The sequence below is a fragment of the Cupriavidus pauculus genome, assembly GCF_022179805.1.
Lineage (GTDB): Bacteria > Pseudomonadota > Gammaproteobacteria > Burkholderiales > Burkholderiaceae > Cupriavidus > Cupriavidus pauculus_E.
Genome location: NZ_BPUO01000026.1, coordinates 1 through 19319, shown reverse-complemented (window position 1 = coordinate 19319; position 19319 = coordinate 1). Strand labels below are relative to the sequence as shown.

Here is a 19319-nt window from a genome sequence, read left to right as displayed (position 1 = left end):
ATGCCTGCGGCGGCACTTCGCTCCGGAGTGCCGCTCCCCCGCGTATTGCCTGGCGCTTTACCTGCTGAATGTCTCGCTGAACCCGCAATGCTTACCCTGTCCGACTTCGATTTCCCGCTGCCGCCCGAGCTGATCGCGCAGTCCGCCCTGCCCGACCGCAGCGCCAGCCGCCTGCTGGTGGTGGAGCGGACAGCCCCGGAAGACACCGCCGACGCGGTGCAGATGGTGGACCGTGCATTCAGCGACATCCTCGAATACCTGAGCCCCAACGACCTGCTGGTCTTCAACGACACGCGCGTGATCAAGGCGCGCTTTTTCGGCCAGAAGCCCAGCGGCGGCCGCGTGGAGGTTCTGGTCGAGCGCGTGGTGGACTCCCACACGGTACTGGCCCAGGTACGCGCCTCGAAGACCCCCGCCGAAGGCAGTGCGCTGCACCTGGCCGACGACGCGTTCGCGGTCACCGTGGGCCCGCGCGTGGACCAGTTCTTCACGCTGCGCTTTCCCGAGCCGGCGCTCGACCTGATCGAGCGTTATGGCCGGCTGCCCCTGCCGCCCTACATCACGCATGATCCCGACGCCTACGACGAAACGCGCTACCAGACCGTCTATGCGCGCAATCCGGGCGCCGTGGCCGCCCCCACGGCCGGCCTGCATTTCGACGACGCACTGTTTGCGCGGCTCGACGCGGCCGGCATCCGGCGCGCGTTCCTGACGCTGCACGTGGGCGCCGGCACCTTCCAGCCGGTACGCACCGAGAACCTGGCCGAGCACAAGATGCATTCCGAGTGGTATGCCGTCACCCCGGAACTGGCCGATGCCGTGCGCGAGACGCGGGCTCGCGGCGGCCGCGTGATCGCCGTGGGCACCACGTCGCTGCGCGCGCTGGAATCGGCGGCGGCCGAAGACGGCGCGCTGAACCCCGGCACCGGCGACACCGACATCTTCATCACCCCCGGCTATCGCTTCCGCGCGGTCGATGCGCTGATTACGAACTTCCACCTGCCCAAGTCCACGCTGCTGATGCTGGTGTCGGCCCTGGCCGGTGTGGAGGCGATCCGCGCCACCTACCGCCACGCCGTCGACCAGCGCTACCGCTTCTTCAGCTACGGCGACGCCATGCTGCTCACCCGCCGCGACGCCGCCCGCGACTGACCGCATACGAGAACCCAGAACATGCTCAATTTCGAACTGCTGACCACCGATGGCAACGCGCGCCGTGGCCGCGTCACGCTGAACCATGGCGTGGTGGAAACGCCAATCTTCATGCCGGTGGGTACCTACGGCTCCGTCAAGGCGATGTCGCCGCTGGAACTGAACGAGATCGGCGCCGAGATCATCCTCGGCAACACGTTCCACCTGTGGCTGCGCCCGGGGCTGGACGTGGTCGATACCCACAATGGCCTGCACAAGTTCATTGGCTGGGACAAGCCGATCCTGACCGATTCAGGTGGTTTTCAGGTGTTTTCCCTGGGAGAACTGCGCAAGATCACCGAAGAAGGCGTCACGTTCGCATCGCCGGTAAATGGCGACAAGCTGTTCCTGTCGCCCGAGATCTCGATGCAGATCCAGCGCACACTCAACTCGGACATCGTGATGCAGTTCGACGAGTGCACGCCCTACGAGATCGACGGGCGCCCCGCCACGCATGACGAGGCCGCGCGCTCGATGCGCATGAGCCTGCGCTGGGCCAAGCGCTCGCGCGACGAGTTCGAGCGTCTGGCCAACCCGAACGCGCTGTTCGGCATCGTCCAGGGCGGCATGTTCGAGGATCTGCGCGACGAGTCCCTGGCCGGCCTGTCCGAGCTGGACTTCCACGGCTACGCCATCGGCGGCCTGTCCGTGGGCGAGCCCAAGGAAGACATGATGCGCGTGCTGGAGCACGTGGGCCCGCGCCTGCCGGCAAACAAGCCCCACTACCTGATGGGCGTGGGCACACCCGAGGACCTGGTGGCCGGCGTGGCGCACGGCGTGGACATGTTCGACTGCGTGATGCCCACCCGCAACGCGCGCAATGGCTGGCTGTTCACCCGCTTCGGCGACGTCAAGATCCGCAATGCCGCGCACCGCAACGACCCGCGCCCGCTGGACGAGCAATGCGGCTGCTACACCTGCCGCAACTTCTCGCGCGCCTACCTGCATCACCTGCATCGCGTGGGCGAGATCCTGGGCGCACGCCTGAACACCATCCACAACCTCTATTACTACCTGGAACTGATGCGCGAAATGCGCACGGCCATCGAGGAACACCGCTTCGAGGCGTTCCGCCGCCAGTTCGCCGAAAACCGCGCGCGCGGCACTAAATGAGAATGTTCTGAAAACCAGACAGGCAGCCGAACTTTTGGCTGCCGGCTGGTCGAATAACTGCCCGCGACGGACGTCGGCCGGTGTTTTCTGCAACGTACGTAAAGTACTTTGAAAGCACCCCGAACAAACCCGTAATTCGCCCTAGAATGCCAAGGCGGGACAACAACCGGGTGATAGAATGCCCGATTCCCTGAATGACCTTTGTGACGGAGAAGTAACGTGCTGATTTCGAACGCTTTTGCGCAGACCGCCGGTATTGGCGGCGGGGCCGGTGGCCTGATGAGCTTCCTGCCGATCATCCTGATGTTCGCGGTGCTGTGGTTCATCATGATCCGCCCGCAGATGAAGCGCCAAAAGGAATCCAAGGCCATGCTCGAAGCACTGGCCAAGAACGACGAAGTCGTGACCGCCGGCGGCATCCTGGGCCGTGTGACCAAGGTCAACGAGAACTACGTCACGCTGGAAGTGGCGGAAGGCACGGAAATCACCGTGCAGAAGAACGCCGTGACCACCGTTCTGCCCAAGGGCTCGCTGAAGTCGCTCTGATCCGGACGATCTTCTCCCGCCTGTTCGCGGTATCTGTCCCGTGGCGCCAGACGCTCCACTGACAATGCCCTTTGCAGCCGCCTGAACCAGCCCAACGGGTCCAACGGGACCCGCGAAGAGGCTGCCCAGGCGGCTGTTTGCCAACCGGTCCGCCGAACCGGCGCGCATTTTGCGCGACTTGTCGGCATGCCAACCGCATTGACTGGCCAAAGATGAATCGCTATCCGCTTTGGAAATACATCGTGATCCTGGTGGCCGTGGCCATCGGTATCACCTACACCCTGCCGAATTTCTTCGGCGAGGCTCCCGCTGTCCAGGTATCGTCGGCCAAGGCCACGGTCAAGGTCGACCTCTCGATGCAGAAGCAGATCGAGGACATCCTGGCGCAGAACCAGCTGCAACCCGACGGCGTCTTCTTTGACGTCGCCGGGCAGTCCGGCTCGGTCAAGGCCCGCTTCCGCACCACGGACGAGCAGCTCAAGGCCAAGGACGCGCTGTCGCGCGCGCTGAACCCCGATGCCAGCAACCCCACATACGTGGTGGCGCTGAACCTGCTGTCCGGATCGCCGCACTGGCTGACGTCGCTGCACGCGCTGCCGATGTACCTGGGCCTGGACCTGCGCGGCGGCGTGCACTTCCTGCTGCAGGTGGACATGAAGGGCGCCGTCGACAAGAAGCTCGAAGGCCTGACTGGCGATGCGCGCACGCTGCTGCGCGACAAGAACATCCGCCATGGCGGCATCGAGCGTGATGGCGACAGCCTGAGCGTGCGCTTCTCGAACGCCGATGACGCCAATCGTGCGCGCGGCGTCCTGGCGGACAACCTGCGCGAGCTGGCTTTCACGATCGACGGTACCAACGTGGTGGGCGTGTTCACCGAAGCGGCCCGCCGGGCCGTGCAGGACGGCGCGGTCAAGCAGAACATCACCACGCTGCACAATCGCGTGAACGAACTCGGCGTGGCCGAACCGGTGATCCAGCAGCAAGGCTCCGACCGTATCGTCGTGCAACTGCCGGGCGTGCAGGACACCGCCAAGGCCAAGGACATCATCGGCCGCACCGCCACGCTGGAAGCCCGCCTGGCCGATCCCGACGTGCGCAATCCGCGTCCGGGCGACCCGGTGCCGTTCGGCGACGAACTGTTCACGCAAGGCAACGGCGCGCCGGTCATGCTGCGCAAGCAGGTGATCTTCACCGGCGACCGCATCGAAAGCGCTTCGGCCGGTTTCGACCAGAACCAGCGCCCGTCCGTGAACATCAAGCTCGACGCCCAGGGCGGCCGTGTGCTGCGCGACGTGTCGCGCGAGAACATCGGCAAGCCGATGGGCATCGTGCTGTTCGAAAAGGGCAAGGGCGAAGTGCTGACGGTGGCCACGATCCAGTCCGAACTCGGCTCCAGCTTCCAGATCACCGGTTCGTACTCGACCGAAGCCGCCAACGACCTGGCGCTGCTGCTGCGCGCAGGCTCGCTGGCCGCCCCGATGGAGATCATCGAGGAACGCACGATTGGCCCGTCGCTCGGCGCGGACAACATCCAGAAGGGTTTCGACTCGGTGGCCTACGGCTTTGCCGCCATCGCCGTGTTCATGGTCCTGTACTACATGCTGTTCGGCGTGTTCTCGGTGGTGGCGCTCGGTATCAACCTGCTGCTGCTGATTGCCGTGCTGTCGATGCTGCAGGCTACGCTGACGCTGCCGGGTATCGCCGCTATCGCACTGGTGCTGGGTATGGCCATTGACGCGAACGTGCTGATCAACGAACGCATCCGCGAGGAACTGCGCGCGGGCGCATCGCCGCAGATGGCCATCGCCATCGGTTTCGACCGCGCCTGGGCCACCATCCTGGACTCGAACGTGACCACGCTGATCGCCGGCCTGGCGCTGCTGGCCTTTGGTTCGGGCCCGGTGCGCGGCTTCGCCGTGGTGCACTGCCTCGGTATTCTGACTTCGATGTTCTCGGCGGTGTTCTTCAACCGCGGCCTGGTCAACCTCTGGTACGGCCGCAAGAAGAAGCTCCAGAGCCTGGCAATCGGCCAGATCTGGAAGCCGGGCACCGACACCCCGGCAGCCAAGTAAGCCAGGACACATCAGGAACACATCATGGAATTTTTCCGCATCAAGCGCGACATTCCGTTCATGAAGCACGCGTTGATCTTCAACGTGATCTCCTTCCTGACGTTTGCCGCCGCTGTTTTCTTCCTCTGGCAAAAGGGCCTGCACCTGTCGATCGAATTCACCGGCGGCACGGTGATGGAGGTCAACTACCAGCAAGCCGTCGATCTGGAAAAGATCCGCGGCCAGGTGGGCAAGCTCGGCTACACCGATGTGCAGGTGCAGAACTTCGGCACCTCGCGCGACGTGATGATCCGCCTGCCGATCCAGAAGGGTCCGGACGGCAAGCCCGTGACCTCGGCGCAGCAGAGCGAACAGGTGATGGGCGCGCTGACCGCGGCAGCACCGGACGTGAAGCTCCAGCGCGTGGAGTTCGTGGGGCCGCAGGTGGGCAAGGAACTGGCCACCGACGGCCTGCTGGCGCTGGCGTGCGTGGTGGCCGGCATCATGATCTACCTGTCGTTCCGGTTCGAGTGGAAGTTCGCCGTGGCGGGCATCATCGCCAACCTGCACGACGTGGTGATCATTCTTGGCTTCTTCGCGTTCTTCCAGTGGGAGTTCTCGCTGTCGGTGCTGGCGGCCATCCTTGCGGTGCTTGGTTACTCGGTGAACGAATCGGTCGTTATCTTCGACCGGATTCGCGAGGCCTTCCGCAAGTACCGCAAGATGAGCACGCATGAAGTCATCGACCACGCCATCACCAGCACGATGTCGCGGACCATCATCACCCACGGTTCGACCGAAATGATGGTGCTGTCGATGTTCTTCTTCGGCGGTCCGACGCTGCACTACTTCGCACTGGCACTGACGGTCGGTATTCTGTTCGGTATCTACTCGTCGGTGTTCGTGGCCGCCGCGCTGGCGATGTGGCTGGGCGTGAAGCGCGAGGACCTGGTCAAGGGCGAAAAGAAGAGTGGCGACACCACTGATGACCGCAACGATCCGAACTTCGGAGCGCAGGCTTGATGGCCTGAGCGGTTTCGCAAAAAGAAAAAGGCACCTTCGGGTGCCTTTTTCTTTGGTCCTTCGCTGTCCGGCCCGCTGCCGCGCCCTCTCCCGCTTCCGGGCGAGGACGCAAGCCGTGCGTCAAACTTCCGTCAGTTCCTCGATCCAGATCGCCAGTCGGTCCGACGAGAACGATTCCCGGCGCGTGCCGGCGCGTGCCGTGATGGCATCACCTTCGCGCACCAGCTCCAGCGCGCCGCCAGCTTCTTCCAGCCAGAGCAGCGTGGCCAGCCAGCCGGCGTGCTCGCCGGAGACTTCCTCGCCGACGGGCTTGGAGACAAACTCGTTGAGCGTCGTCGTCGACGTCCACGTGACCGCCTCGCCGTCGCGGCGCACCGATGCGCCGAGCGCTTCGGTGAGCACTGCGGCCGCGTCACCGGCGCCGCGCCCCGCGGTGCGGAGCTGAGCCAGCTTCGTGCTCACGGCATGGCCGAACGACCCGCTGCGCTTGCTCTCGGCGCCCACCAGGTCGGCGTAGTCCAGGCGCTGCCAGTCCGGCTCGGCGTTCTTGGCACCAGCCAGCGACGTGCCGCACAGATAGGTTTCCACCGGCTGGAAGCGGCCCGGTCCGATCAGGCTGGCGCACAGCGCGTGGATCATGCCGACGCGCGTGGCCACGGTCTGCTTCTGCAGCACCATCAGCTTCTCGCGCACCAGTTGATCCCGCTCGCGGCGCAGCCCGGACAGCTCCAGCGCCTGCTTCAGTTCCATGCGCAGCGCAGTGATGTCCCACGGCTTCTTGATATAGCGATGGATCTGGCCCTGGTTCACGGCCTCGACGGTCTGGTCGAGTTCCGAATACGCCGTGGTCAGGATCCGCACGATATGCGGATAGCGCTCACGCGCATACCGCAGCAGTTCGTTGCCATACTCGCCCGGCATGCGCTGGTCCGATACCAGCACGGCCAGGCTGTCGGCATGGGCGTCCAGCATGGCCTTGCCCTCTTCCACCGACTGGCCGGTCACCACGGGGGCAAGCTGGCCAATGGCGCGCTGGAAATATTTGACCGCAGTCGCTTCGTCGTCGACGAACAGAATCGCCGGGGGTGCCTGCGTAGTATTCGGTTCGCTCATCGATCACTCCTGTGCATACGATTCTTGAAATTGGGGAAATCGAGGGTAACGGTGGTGCCCGCGCCCGATGCCGATGCAATCCGGATACCGCCACCAAAGGACTGCATCACCCGGTTGCAGAAGATCATGCCCATCCCGCTGCCGCCCGCTGACGCGTGCGTCGTGACCGGGTCAACCAGCAGGCGGTCCATGACCTCGGGCGGAATGCCCGGGCCGTTGTCGGCGATGCGGATCTCCGGGCGTTCGCCCGCCACCACCACGAAGCGCAGCGACGGATCACCGACATCGGCCAGCGCACGCAACGCATTGCTCATGACCGATGACAGCACCAGCGCCACGCAGTTGGGCAGCGTGGGCACCGGGAAATCGCCCTCAAGCTCCACCTGCACCCAGCCCAGCTACGTTGGTTATCGGCAAAAGGATAGGTATCCAGCAGCGACGCCACCAGGGCGCCCGCGCTGACCTCCTGTCCCGCGCCGGGTCTGGGCGCGACGCCACCCGCGCTGCTCCGCACCGACTGGAGAAACGACGACAGCACCGCCAGGCAGTACTGCGCGTTATCGTGCATGGCGCTGGCCGCACGCCCGATCTCCTGCTGGCGCGGTTCGCTGTACTCGCCGGCGACCCGCGACCCGATGCCCAGCGCGAAATTGGCAATCGCGGCCAGCGGCGTGTTCAGTTCATGGGCCAGGAACGCTAGCGTCTCGTCGATGGCCATCAGCCGCTGCTGGCGTACCGCCCGCTCGCGGAAACGCTCGCCGGCCAGCCGCAGGATCTCGCGCACATCGGCCACGCCGATGGGCTTCTCCAGGATGCGGAACACCTCGCCGGTGTTGACGGTCTCCAGCAGCATGTCCTTGTCGGCATAGGCCGTGACCAGGATGCGCACGATCTGCGGAAACTCCAGGGCCACCTGGCGTAGCAGGTCGCCGCCGTCGCGGCCCGGCATGCGGAAATCGGTGACCAGCACCGAAATGCGTGCCTGGTGCGCGCGCAGGATGGCCACTGCCTCGTCGGCACCGGTGGCCGACAGCACTTCATATTCGCTGCCCACCGCGCGCGCAAAATACTTGCAGGCCATCTCCTCGTCGTCGACGTAGAGAATGGTGGGGCGCGCCTGCGTGGTATCAATCATCACGGCCTTACTCCGCGCGCGGCAGGTCGAAGCTGAAGGCAGCCCAATGACCCACTTCGCTTTCGGCGAACAGCACACCGCCGTGGCGCTCGATCACCGCGTAGCTGATGGACAGCCCGAGCCCCAGGCCCTGCCCCACCTCGCGCGTGGTGAAAAACGGTTCGAACACGCGTGCCAGATGCTCGGCCGCAATGCCGGGGCCGTTGTCCTTGACCGTCACGTGCAGCCGCTTGGCCTGCCACCGCACCGTGGTATGGATGGCTGGATCCTTGGTGCCGACCTTGCGCATCGCCAGCGCTGCATTCGAAAACAGGTTGATCAGCACGCCGATGATCGCCGCTTCGTCGCCCATGACCAGCGTGTCGTCGGGCATGTCACGCGTCATCTTGACGCCGCGCAACTCGTGCGCGGTCAGCCGCTGCGAGGAATCCAGCGCCTTCTCGAACAGGAACGGCGTGCCCTCCACCTCGGCGCCCGGCTTGCGGTACGCGAACGTCTTCAGGTCCGACACGATATGCTGGATGCGCTGCATCCCCTGCTTGGCGTCGACCAGGCATTCCTCCAGCATCGGCTCGGACTTGGCCGCCGGCTCTTCCATGGCCACCTCGATGGCCATCAGGCAGAAGTTCACCGGATTGTTCACCTCGTGCAACAGCCCGGCCGCCAGCGTACCGATGGCCGCCATCTTTTCCTGCTGCAGCATCTGGCCCTTGATATCCACCAGCTTGCGGTTGATGACTTCCAGCTCGGTGTTCTTGTCCGCCACCTCGGCCTTCAGGCGGAACAGCATGAAGCGGGCGCGTTCGTTGAAGAACGTGTACACGCCGCTGGCCGCCGCCGCGAACAGCAGGAACAGCGAATTGACGATGAAGGTGCCCACCGGCTCGATGCCGCCCGGATGCAACAGGCACGCCGCCGCGTAGAGCACGTACGACAGGATGCCGAACACCAGGTTTTGCCAGAGCCCGAACGGCAGCGCGATGCCCGACGCGAAGATCGCCAGGTTCAGCCCCACGTAGTACGGCGACTCCACGCCCTCGGTGCGCGAGATCATCCAGGCGATCATGATCTGCGGCAGCAACAGCCACGTCATGGTCAGCCACGGCGCAAAGCGCCGCCCGGCCTGGCTGTACAGCGCCACGACCACGCCGGCGATCAGCAGCGACACCACCACGCGCGCGATGGCGAATGGCAGCTGGAAATGCGGATACTGGCCGTAGTCGAGCCCCACCCCGAGCATCACCAGCGCGATGGCCGTGTAGGCCCCGCCCCGGCTGAACGCCAGGCGAAAGTCGGCCAGCTCGGACTGGTATCCGGCGTAAAGTTGATTCGAGCTCATGACCTTGGGCGGCGGCGGCGCCTCTTCCTCGTCGGACACGTCAACCGACAACGGCTTCGGCGAAGACATTGACGCCGGTTTCATCGACATAGAGTCGGTGGGCATGCGAGTTCTCCGGCAAAAGCGAGGACATCCCGGCCTCGTCGCGATAGATCAGATACCACTCCAGCAGGTGCTCCATCCCGAATTTCTCGGGGTTGTCGGAGTGGACATTGGTCACCAGTACATGGCCGCCCGGCTTGGATCGCGACGCGAAATACTGCAGCAGCCGCGCGCAGACCTTGTCCGACAGGTAGTCGAACAGCCCCGCGCAGTAGACGGCATCGAACTCGCGTACGCTGGGGTCGTCCAGCGCGATACGGCGCTTGAGCAGGTCGTGCACCGACTGGTGCACCATCTCGACCGACACCTTGCGGCCCGCACTCGCCGCCGACCGCTCCACCGACGCGCGCGTGTAGTCGAGCGTCTCTTCGCTGAAATCGATGAGCTGGAACGACAGCAGCTCGGGGTTCGGATACTCGCGCACGAAGCGCTGGATCTCGAACGCCGGCCCGCAGCCCACGTTGAGCACGCGGAATTGCCGCCCCTCCGCGCGTGCGCGCTCGGCCTGGCGGGACAGGTAGTCCACCAGCAGGTCGATGCGGTTGCGGTGCGCCGTGGCCACCGCCGCCTTCAGGAACGCGGTGTTGACGATCTGGAAGTACGTGGTGGGACCCTGCTGTGGATCGCTCAGGATCTGATTCACCATCTCGTAGTCGCCCGCATAGCCGAGCGGCTTGGTGAACGTGCGATAGACGAACGGCGCGCGCAGCAGCAGCGGATGCAGGGCCGCCTGGGCATAGGTGCGGTGCACCGGCGCCAGTTCGGTATCCACGCTCTGGGCCTCGCCCTCCAGCCAGTCGAGGTAAGTCTTCACCTTCCCCATCAACGGAGTGGCCAGCTCGTAGAACACGTCCTCGCGCAGCCGCCCTTCCTTCTTGGGCAGCGACTCGGTCAGGTCCACCTGCTCCACCCATCGGGAGACTTCGGACAGGAACGCCCGCATTTCATTGACCACGATCTGGTAATCGCGGCGAATATTGAAACGCGTGTCCCAGTCCTGCACGAACAGTTCGGCTTCGTGCGCGACCGATTTCGGTGCGTCGTTGACGTCGGTCAACTCGCGCCATTCGTCGATCAGCGTCAGCGACACCACGGCCGTCAGGCCGGTGTTCACCAGGCTCATGACCACGGCCTTGCCCAGGTAAGCGTTCTTGGCGCCCATGCGGACGCTTAGCTCGCTCAATACTTCGCTAACCTGGACAATCGAGTAGGGATTGTAGATTTCCATCACCAGCGACTTGCGCTGGAGATTGATGATCGTGCCCCGCACCTGCTCGCCCTGCGAGTTGCGGAAGCTAACTACCGGATCGATTTGCGTTTTGGAGTACACGGTATCGCGCCAGGGAATTCCGAGAAACGCTGCGGGACACGGCGCCTACAGGCGTCGGCCGGGTACAGCTCAAGGCAAGGGTCTTGCGGCGTAACTACCAATCAGGGAATGCAGCCAATGCTCATATCGATGCGCGTGACCTGTTGCGGAGCGGGCGCGCCAGCCGGCGAAGACCGGGGCGGACGCCGCCCCTGAGGGTGGGACTGCGGCGAACCATTGTACTGTGGCAATTCTGAACCGTACAACAGTGCACCTGCAGCGTGAAGGGGGGTATGCAAACGACAAAAAAAATGAGCCAGCTTGTTGGCTGGCTCATTTTTCTACTTTGTATTGGAGAGATGACAATTTCCCCAACCGGCCACATGCACCGGAAAAGGTCGCGACGTGATCAGTCGGCCTTGACGGCTTCCACCTGGATCGCCAGGCTCACGTCCTGCTTGAAGCCGTACTTCGCGCCGTAATCAATGCCGAAATCAGCGCGATTGAAGTGCGCCACGGCATCGGCGCCGCACGCTTCACGCTTGAGCATCGGGTGCTGGATGCACTTGAATTCCTTGATCTCGAGCTTGACCGGCTTCGACACGCCCTTCAGCGTCAGCACGCCTTCCACTTCGGTCGGCACGTCGCCCTTGAACTTCGAGAACTTGCCCTTGTACGTGGCATCCGGGAAGGCCTGCACGTCGAACATTTCCGGGCCCTTGGCATGCTCGTTGAGCTTGCCGTTGCCGAAATCGATCGACGCGGCGTCGATCTTGATGTCGACGGTGCCGGCCTTGGCCGAGCGGTCCAGCGTCACGACGCCGCTGGACTTGTCGAACTTGCCGCGCCACTTCGACAGGCCGCCCAGGTGGTCGGCTTCGAAGCTCGGGTACGTGTGCGTCGGGTCGATGTTGTACGTGCTGGCGTTGGCCAGCGCGGTACCGGCTGCAAACGAGGCGGAGGCTGCCGCAACGGCGGCGATGAGGGTACGCATTTTCATGTTGGATCTCCCGTCAAGAAGTTGGAGAGGAAAGTCACTAAAAAGCGGCCAAGGAGCTGTGAGCGGAATGGGTCCCGCCTCAGCCCTTCTTTGCCGGGGTCACGATATGGAACTTGATCTGGACGTCGTCGGCCACGACGGAAGTGTCTTTCCACTCGCCGTCGCCGATATTGAACGTGGTGCGCTTGATCGGCAGCACGCCGTCAAACACCTGGCTGCCGTTTTCCTGCTTGTACGTGGCAGGCACCGTCACGTCGATGGTCTTGCCCTTGATGGTCAGCTTGCCGGCCACGTCGAACTTGCCCGCGGCGCCGGCCTTGATGCTGGTCGACTGGAACACGGCCTTCGGAAACTTGCCGGCGTCGAACCAGTCCTTGCCTTTCACTTCCTTGGTCGTCTCGGCGTCGCCGATCTCGAACGTGGCCACGTCGATCTCGATCTTGGCCGAAGACGTAGCCAGCTTTGCCGGATCGAAGTCGACGGTGGCGTCGAACTTCTTGAACTTGCCTTCCATCGGCACGCCGATCTGCTTGGCGGTGGCCGTGACCGTGCTCTTGGCGGCATCGATCTGCGCCCATGCCAGGTTGGCGGCGAAGCCGGCGGTTGCCAGGGCGGCCGCCACAAGGATCGTGCCGGGACGGGACATGCGTTTCATCTGAGACTCCAGTTGTGACTGGCCATCACGGCCGGTTGATCGGGCAGGCATTTGCGGAAAATCAGCGCAGGAACGGAATCATGCGGCCCAGCGTGCCATCGCGGTCCACGAGCTGGTGCTTGATGGCCGCGGCGGCGTGCACCACGACGATGGCCGCCATGCCGTAGTTCAGCCAGATATGGGCGAACTTGAAGATCGGCTTGAGTGTGTCGCTGGCCTCGATCAGCACCGGCAGCTTCCACAGGCCCAGGTACACCACGGGCACGCCGGCGGCCAGGCTGTACAGGTAGCCGGTGATCGGCACGATCAGGATCAGCACGTAGAGCATGTGGTGCGCGGCGGCGGCGGCGCGGGCCTGCCAGGCGGGCGTGCCCGGCGCCACGGGCGGCGCGGCATGGGTGGCGCGCCAGATCACGCGCAGCACGGCGACGATGAAGATCGTCACGCCCAGCCACTTGTGCCACGAAAACAGCTTGAGCTTGGTCGGCGTCAGGCCGGGAATGCCGGTCATGTACAGCCCGAGCCCGAACGCGGCAAAGATGCCGAAGGCGATCAGCCAGTGCAGGCCGATGGCAGTGGCGGTGTAGTTCGCCTGGCCCCCCGGCCCGGATGCATGCTTGCCCATCTCAATCAATCCCTTCGATCCTTGTTGTTTGTTCTCTTGCGGCGGCAAAACGGCACTCCGTGCGGTTCGCCGCAACACTGGTCCGGTAAGTCGCCAGCAATTCTCGCATTATTGGGTGACCGGCATCGGGTTGGAAACGTCGAACTTCATGAAGTTGTTCAAATCATTTGATGTGCCGACGTGTCGCACCCTCCGCGTGGGAACCGATCGTAGCGCGCCCGAGTGCATCCGGCGCGGGTTCCCGGTCTCGGCCCGGTAATTTCTCTCGAAACCTCGGCGGCAAACAAAAAAGGCCGACCCGGAGGTCAGCCCTTGTTGTCCTGCCGCCACGCATGGCGCCGGCGGCGGCAAAATCGTGTGCGTCAGATGCGGTTGGCCAGTTCCACGGCCTTGCCGATGTAGCTGGCCGGGGTCATCTCCAGCAGCAGCTTCTTGGCGTCGTCGGGAATCGCCAGGCCTTGCACGAACGTCTGTAGTGCCTCGCGCGAAATACCCTTGCCGCGCGTCAGTTCCTTCAGTTGCTCGTACGGGTTGGGCACACCAAAGCGGCGCATCACGGTCTGCACCGGCTCGGCCAGCACTTCCCAGCAGTTGTCCAGGTCTTCGTCCAGGCGCTCGGGATTGGTTTCCAGCTTGCCCAGGCCACGCAGGCAGGCCTCGTAGGCCAGCAGGCTGTAGCCGAAGGCCACGCCCATGTTGCGCAGCACGGTGGAATCGGTCAGGTCACGCTGCCAGCGCGACAGCGGCAGCTTTTCCGACAGGTGGCGCAGCACGGCATTGGCCAGGCCGACGTTGCCTTCCGAATTTTCGAAATCGATCGGGTTGACCTTGTGCGGCATGGTCGAAGAGCCAATTTCACCGGCCTTGGTCTTCTGCTTGAAGTAACCCAGCGCGATATAGCCCCACACGTCGCGGTTCAGGTCCAGCAGGATCGTGTTGGCACGGGCGATGGCGTCGAACAGCTCGGCCATGTAGTCGTGCGGCTCGATCTGGATCGTGTACGGGTTGAACGTCAGGCCCAGGCGCTGCTCGATCACCTGCTTCGAAAACGCTTCCCAGTCGAACGACGGGTACGCCGACAGGTGGGCGTTGTAGTTGCCGACGGCGCCGTTCATCTTGCCCAGCAGTTCCACACGCTCCACGCGCTCGATGGCGCGCGCCAGGCGGGCCGCCACGTTGGCCATTTCCTTGCCCAGCGTGGTCGGGCTGGCCGGCTGGCCGTGCGTGCGCGACAGCATCGGCTGCGTGGCGTTCAGCTTGGCCAGTTCCACCAGGCGGGCGTGCACGCGCTTGAGCGCCGGCACGATCACGCCATCGCGGGCGCCCTTGAGCATCATGCCGTGCGACGTGTTGTTGATGTCTTCTGACGTGCAGGCAAAGTGGATGAATTCGCTGGCGGCCTCCAGTTCGGCGTTGCCCTTGACCTGCTCCTTGAGCCAGTACTCGACGGCCTTCACGTCATGATTCGTGACGGCTTCGATGTCCTTGATGCGGGCGGCGTCGGCTTCAGTGAAGTTGTCCACCAGCGCCTGCAGCGCGGCCTCGGACGCGGCCGAGAACTTCGGCACGTCGGGCAGGCCGGCCTGGGCCAGCGCGATCAGCCAGTTCACTTCCACCTTCACGCGATTGCGCATGAAGGCTGCCTCAGACAGCCATTCGCGCAGTGCATCGGCCTTGGCGGCATAACGGCCATCGATGGGAGACAGGGCGGTGAGCGGCGAAAGGGAAGACGTGGACATGCTGGCAACCGGGAGAAAGAGGAATCGGGGGTTCGTGCGGGGGCGCGAGGAACCACGTGACAAGGCCATGATGCGGCGGATGCGCCGCACCGCCCCGTCAATGCAGGGGCCTGCCGGACGGACCACGGACAGGCTCCGCCAAAAAATGCAACGCGGGATTTTACCATCGCCCCATGGCGCTGTGCGGCTTGCCCTCGGACTTGTCGGACCCAGCGTGCGCAAGCCCGCATTGGCCCCGCATTCACGTCACTCCGCATGTATACTCGCGCTCGCTCATCCGTTAGCCTGTTATGAAGTCCATCGGGCACGCCACCGCGCCTGCCAGCGCACACGTGCCAAGAGCGCCGATGCACTTCATAACAAGCTCAAGGGGAGAACATGAAGCTGTATGCGTCACAGACCAGCCCGTACGCGCGCAAGGTACGCGTGGTGCTGGCCGAGAAGAAGATCGACTACCAGATGATCGAGGAGAATGTCTGGTCGCCCGACACCATGATTGGTCAGTTCAACCCGCTCGGCAAGGTGCCGTGCCTGGTCATGGAAGACGGTGGCGCGGTCTTTGATTCGCGCGTGATCGCCGAATACGCCGACACGCTGTCGCCCGTCAGCCGCCTGATCCCGCAGGGCAGCCGTGAACGCCTGGAAGTGCGCTGCTGGGAAGCGCTGGCCGACGGCCTGCTCGACGCCGCGCTGCTGGTTCGCCTGGAAGTCACGCAACGCCAGCCGGCCGAGCGCAGCGAAAGCTGGGTGGCACGTCAGCGCGGCAAGATCGACGCCGCACTGGCCGCGATGTCCAAGGGCCTGGCCGACAAGCCGTGGTGCACTGGCACCCACTACACCCTGGCCGACGTGGCCGTGGGATGCTCGCTGGCCTACCTGGATTTCCGCTTCCCGGACATCGCCTGGCGCGACCAGTACGAAAACCTGGTGGCCTTCCAGGAAAAGATCGAAAAGCGCCAGTCGTTCATCGACACGGAACCGCCGAAGGGCTGACCGGGCCGCAGCGCCGTCTCCGCGCCGATACCGCGCAAGAAAAAGGGGCCATCCGGCCCCTTTTTCACGTCTGCTGGTCTTGCGGCTTGTCCTACTGGATGATGCCGCCGCCCAGGCAGACCTCGCCGTCGTACAGCACGGCCGATTGCCCTGGCGTCACCGCCCACTGCGCCTCGGCGAACGACAGCTTCAGCGCATCGCCGTCGGCCTTCGCCACCGTGCACGCCGCATCGCTCTGCCGATAGCGCGTCTTGGCCGCCATCGTCGCGCCCGCAGCGGGCGGCTCGCCGGCCACCCACGACAGGTCCGCCGCATCGAGCTCGGGCTTCAGCAGCCACGGGTGGTCGTGCCCCTGCACGACGTACAGCGTGTTGGCCGCCATGTCCTTGCGCGCCACGTACCAGGCGTCGCCGCTGCCGTCCTTGCTGCCGCCCAGGCCGATGCCCTTGCGCTGACCCAGCGTGTAGAACGCCAGGCCGATGTGTTCGCCAACGACCTTGCCTTCGTCGGTCATCATCGGGCCGGGCTTGGTCGGCAGGTAACGATTCAGGAAATCGCGGAACGGGCGTTCGCCGATAAAGCAGATGCCCGTCGAGTCCTTCTTCTTCGCGTTGGGCAGGCCAATCTCGGCGGCGATTTCTCGCACCTTGGTCTTCGGAATCTCGCCCAGCGGGAACATCGTGCGCGACAGTTGCGCCTGGTTCAGCCGGTGCAGGAAGTAGCTCTGGTCCTTGGTGTGGTCGAATGCCTTCAGCAGTTCGAACTTGCCGCTGGCAGCCTGCCGTACGCGCGCATAGTGGCCCGTGGCGATCAGGTCGGCGCCCAGCTCCATCGCGTGGTCCAGGAACGCCTTGAACTTGATCTCGGCGTTGCACAGCACGTCGGGGTTCGGCGTGCGGCCGGCCGAGTATTCGCGCAGGAAATCGGCGAACACGCGGTCCTTGTATTCGGCGGCGAAATTGACGGCTTCAACGTCCACGCCGATCACGTCGGCCACCGACGCCACGTCCAGCCAGTCCTGCCGCGTGGAGCAATACTCGCTGTCGTCATCGTCTTCCCAGTTCTTCATGAACAGGCCGATGACTTCGTACCCCTGCTGCTTGAGCAGCCATGCCGTGACCGACGAATCCACGCCGCCCGACATGCCCACCACTACCCGCTTGCCGCTCACGATGCCACCTCCGGCGTCGGGCCGGCTACCGTCGCGACGGTATCGGCGATGGCCGTGGGATGCGCGTGCAGCACGTCCAGCGCAAAGCGCTTGCCGGCCAGGTAGTCGTCGACGCAGACCATCACCAGCGGCGACCGATGCTGGTCGATGCAGGCGCGCAGTTCCTCGGCGGTCATCCACACGGTACGCACGATGCCGGTATCGAGCTGGCGGCCGGCATCGAGCGAGCCCAGGTCGCCGGTGAAGGCGAAGCGGACATAGGTGGTGTCGCCGCCGTCGCGCGACGAGCGGCCACGGCTCATATAGCAGCCCAGCAGCGCGCGCGGCTCGAACGTGTGCGCGGTTTCCTCAAGGGTTTCGCGGATGACGGCGCGCACCAGGCTTTCGCCCGGCTCCAGGTGCCCGGCGGGCTGGTTGAAGCGCAGGCCGTCCGCCGTTTCCTCTTCCACCAGCAGAAAGCGGCCGCCCCGTTCGATAACGGCGGCAACCGTGACGCTGGCATTCCATTCACGAGACATGATGCACATTTTTTAAGCAATCCGGCATTTTACCGGTTGCCGTTGGAACGTGCATTGCCCCTGGAGTTCAGGCGGCTTCGGCGGTCAGCATCGGCGGCAGCACTGCCATGGCCTCGTCGATGCGCGCCATCAGTCCCTTGGACGCCGGCATCAGCGGACGGCGCACCTCGGCCGTGATCATGCCGCCCAGCGCCAGCGCGGCCTTGACCGGCGCCGGGTTCGGCTCGGCGAACATCAGGCCGATTAGCGGCAGGAGCTGCCGGAACAGCGCCCGCGCGGCCTCGTCGCGCCCGGTACGCGTGTCTTGCAGCAGGCGGACGAACAGGTCTGGCCGCACATGCGCGGCGGCGGGCACCACGCCCTGGCCACCGCCCAGCAGGTGGTCGAGCATCGACGCGTCGTCGCCGCAAAACACGCCAACCAGGTCCTGCATCGCCAGCGTGCGCATGCCGGCCGGGTCGCATTCCTTGATCGCCACGATCTGCGGATGGGCGGCGAGCCGCCAGGCCAGTTCCGGCGATATCGTGCAGCCCGTGCGTTTCGGCACGTTGTAGAGCATCAGCGGCTTGCCGGTCTGGCCGGCGACGCTGCGCATGTGCCACGCGATGCCTTCGTCGGACACGCGCAGGTAGTAAGGCGGCGGTACGAGATAGCCCGCCAGTGGCAATCGATCGAGCCGGCGCACCTGCTCGCACACCGCGTGCGTGGCCACGCCACCAACGCCGGCCATCACGGGCAGTACGCCATCGACGGCTTCCATCACGGCCGCCGTCAGCATGAAGCGCTCGGCATCGCTGAGCAGGCCGCCCTCGCCCGTCGTGCCGAGCACGATCAGGCCATCGACACCGGCCGCCGCGTAGTGCGACGCCAGGCGCTGCGCCGCATCGAGGTCGAGCTGATCGTTGCGCAGCGGCGTGACCATTGGCAGCCACAGCCCGTCGGCAATCGCGCCACGGCGCGCGTCAGTGCTTGCCATGGTCGTCTCCGAGCACGGTGGCCGTGCCGAATTCCGCAGCCGGCAGCGCCGCCATGATGGCGTGCATCGCCGCATCGCGATCCCCACGTTCCACCTCCACATGCAGCGACGTCTCACCGTTGCGATGGTCGACTTCCACCACGTAGATCCGCGCCATGCTGCCAATCGCGCGATGCAGCGTCTGGCGCAGCGCGAACACCTGCGCCGACGACACCGCCAGGCGCAGGCGGATCCATTGATCCTGGGGAACGGCGCGGCGGCGCGGTACCGATGCAAACGCCACGGCGAGACTCGATGACTGTCGCATAAAGCGAGAATCCGCGCGGAGCGGATCGTCTGTTGAACATGGATCCATGCTAGGGATGCACGCGTCAATTTGATGCAGGGTTTGGCGGGCGGGGTGTCAAGAAGGCGTAAAGACGGTGGAGCTTTGGCTCCTTCGCCCCGCTTGATGTTGCTCCCCTCTCCCCTGTTTTTGCTCCCCTCTCCCTCTGGGGGGTTGGGGGTGAGGGCAAGGCGTGTCGTGCTTGGCGGATCTGGTTAGTACTTCAAGTCCCCGCCCTCACCCCCTGCCCCTCTCCCGCAAAGCGGTGTACAGACCGGGAACATAGGTAACACCCGTTCGGGAACATGGGTAACACGTCTAGACTGGCCGGCAGTGTCTTTTTGGAGACCTGCCATGCCATGGAAGGAAGTGTCACTCATGGATCAACGCGT

The 19319-nt window shown here is 64.6% G+C and carries 17 protein-coding genes and 1 pseudogene; 6 read left to right on the top strand and 12 right to left on the bottom strand.

The annotated features are described in order from the left end of the window. Positions 1-87: 87 nt before the first annotated feature. The 5 genes from queA (at position 88) to secF (ending at position 5927) form a co-directional block, all read left to right on the top strand. Positions 88-1152, top strand: coding sequence for a tRNA preQ1(34) S-adenosylmethionine ribosyltransferase-isomerase QueA (queA, locus tag MFF62_RS29755; protein WP_238267537.1), 1065 nt, complete (start codon positions 88-90; stop codon positions 1150-1152). 21 nt (positions 1153-1173) lie between these two features. After that, positions 1174-2304: a tRNA guanosine(34) transglycosylase Tgt gene (gene tgt / locus MFF62_RS29750; protein ID WP_238267535.1), complete on the top strand. Its 1131-nt coding sequence runs from the start codon at positions 1174-1176 to the stop codon at positions 2302-2304. 219 nt (positions 2305-2523) lie between these two features. Continuing rightward, the gene (gene yajC / locus MFF62_RS29745; RefSeq protein WP_238267528.1) at positions 2524-2850 is read left to right on the top strand and encodes a preprotein translocase subunit YajC; all 327 of its coding nucleotides are present in this window, start codon (positions 2524-2526) and stop codon (positions 2848-2850) included. A 212-nt stretch (positions 2851-3062) separates the two neighbouring features. Continuing rightward, the gene (gene secD, locus MFF62_RS29740) at positions 3063-4925 is read left to right on the top strand and encodes a protein translocase subunit SecD (protein ID WP_238267526.1); all 1863 of its coding nucleotides are present in this window, start codon (positions 3063-3065) and stop codon (positions 4923-4925) included. Positions 4926-4949: 24 nt separating this feature from the next. After that, positions 4950-5927 (top strand): protein translocase subunit SecF, encoded by a 978-nt coding sequence (secF, locus tag MFF62_RS29735; protein ID WP_238267524.1) that lies wholly within the window; start codon positions 4950-4952, stop codon positions 5925-5927. 120 nt (positions 5928-6047) lie between these two features. Here secF and MFF62_RS29730 read toward each other — a convergent pair whose 3' ends face one another. The 8 genes and pseudogenes from MFF62_RS29730 to purB form a co-directional block, all read right to left on the bottom strand. Continuing rightward, a complete protein-coding gene (locus MFF62_RS29730) occupies positions 6048-7040 on the bottom strand; it encodes a response regulator (RefSeq protein ID WP_238267522.1) in 993 nt (330 codons plus the stop codon). After that, positions 7037-8175 (bottom strand): annotated as a pseudogene (locus MFF62_RS29725) (ATP-binding protein). The gene MFF62_RS29730 and the pseudogene MFF62_RS29725 overlap by 4 nt, the downstream one beginning before the upstream one ends. A 7-nt stretch (positions 8176-8182) precedes the next feature. Next, a complete protein-coding gene (locus MFF62_RS29720; protein ID WP_238267595.1) occupies positions 8183-9514 on the bottom strand; it encodes a sensor histidine kinase in 1332 nt (443 codons plus the stop codon). A 40-nt stretch (positions 9515-9554) separates the two neighbouring features. After that, positions 9555-10946 (bottom strand): class I SAM-dependent methyltransferase, encoded by a 1392-nt coding sequence (locus MFF62_RS29715; RefSeq protein ID WP_238267520.1) that lies wholly within the window; start codon positions 10944-10946, stop codon positions 9555-9557. 388 nt (positions 10947-11334) lie between these two features. Further along, complete coding sequence (locus MFF62_RS29710; RefSeq protein ID WP_238267519.1) at positions 11335-11925, bottom strand: YceI family protein; 591 nt, start codon at positions 11923-11925, stop codon at positions 11335-11337. 79 nt (positions 11926-12004) lie between these two features. After that, positions 12005-12580, bottom strand: a complete 576-nt coding sequence (locus tag MFF62_RS29705) for a YceI family protein (RefSeq protein WP_238267518.1) — start codon at positions 12578-12580, stop codon at positions 12005-12007. 61 nt (positions 12581-12641) lie between these two features. Beyond that, positions 12642-13205 carry a cytochrome b gene (locus MFF62_RS29700; RefSeq protein WP_238267517.1) on the bottom strand — a complete coding sequence of 188 codons (564 nt, stop codon included), beginning with the start codon at positions 13203-13205 and terminating at the stop codon, positions 12642-12644. Positions 13206-13567: 362 nt separating this feature from the next. After that, the gene (purB, locus tag MFF62_RS29695) at positions 13568-14944 is read right to left on the bottom strand and encodes an adenylosuccinate lyase (protein WP_238267516.1); all 1377 of its coding nucleotides are present in this window, start codon (positions 14942-14944) and stop codon (positions 13568-13570) included. 378 nt (positions 14945-15322) lie between these two features. Here purB and MFF62_RS29690 point away from each other — a divergent pair, with 378 nt between their 5' ends. Continuing rightward, a complete protein-coding gene (locus MFF62_RS29690) occupies positions 15323-15937 on the top strand; it encodes a glutathione S-transferase C-terminal domain-containing protein (protein ID WP_238267515.1) in 615 nt (204 codons plus the stop codon). Positions 15938-16028: 91 nt separating this feature from the next. On the opposite strand, the gene mnmA is transcribed toward MFF62_RS29690, so the two are convergent. Genes mnmA through MFF62_RS29670 form a run of 4 tightly spaced genes read right to left on the bottom strand, consistent with a single transcriptional unit; the run spans position 16029 to position 18909 of the window. After that, a complete protein-coding gene (mnmA, locus tag MFF62_RS29685; protein ID WP_238267514.1) occupies positions 16029-17108 on the bottom strand; it encodes a tRNA 2-thiouridine(34) synthase MnmA in 1080 nt (359 codons plus the stop codon). Then, positions 17105-17635, bottom strand: coding sequence for an NUDIX hydrolase (locus MFF62_RS29680; RefSeq protein WP_238267513.1), 531 nt, complete (start codon positions 17633-17635; stop codon positions 17105-17107). Before MFF62_RS29680 ends, mnmA begins: the two co-directional genes overlap by 4 nt. Positions 17636-17693: 58 nt before the next feature. After that, positions 17694-18602, bottom strand: coding sequence for a 4-hydroxy-tetrahydrodipicolinate synthase (dapA, locus tag MFF62_RS29675; RefSeq protein ID WP_238267512.1), 909 nt, complete (start codon positions 18600-18602; stop codon positions 17694-17696). Beyond that, complete coding sequence (locus tag MFF62_RS29670; protein WP_238267509.1) at positions 18589-18909, bottom strand: hypothetical protein; 321 nt, start codon at positions 18907-18909, stop codon at positions 18589-18591. Before MFF62_RS29670 ends, dapA begins: the two co-directional genes overlap by 14 nt. Between the last annotated feature and the right edge of the window lie 410 nt (positions 18910-19319).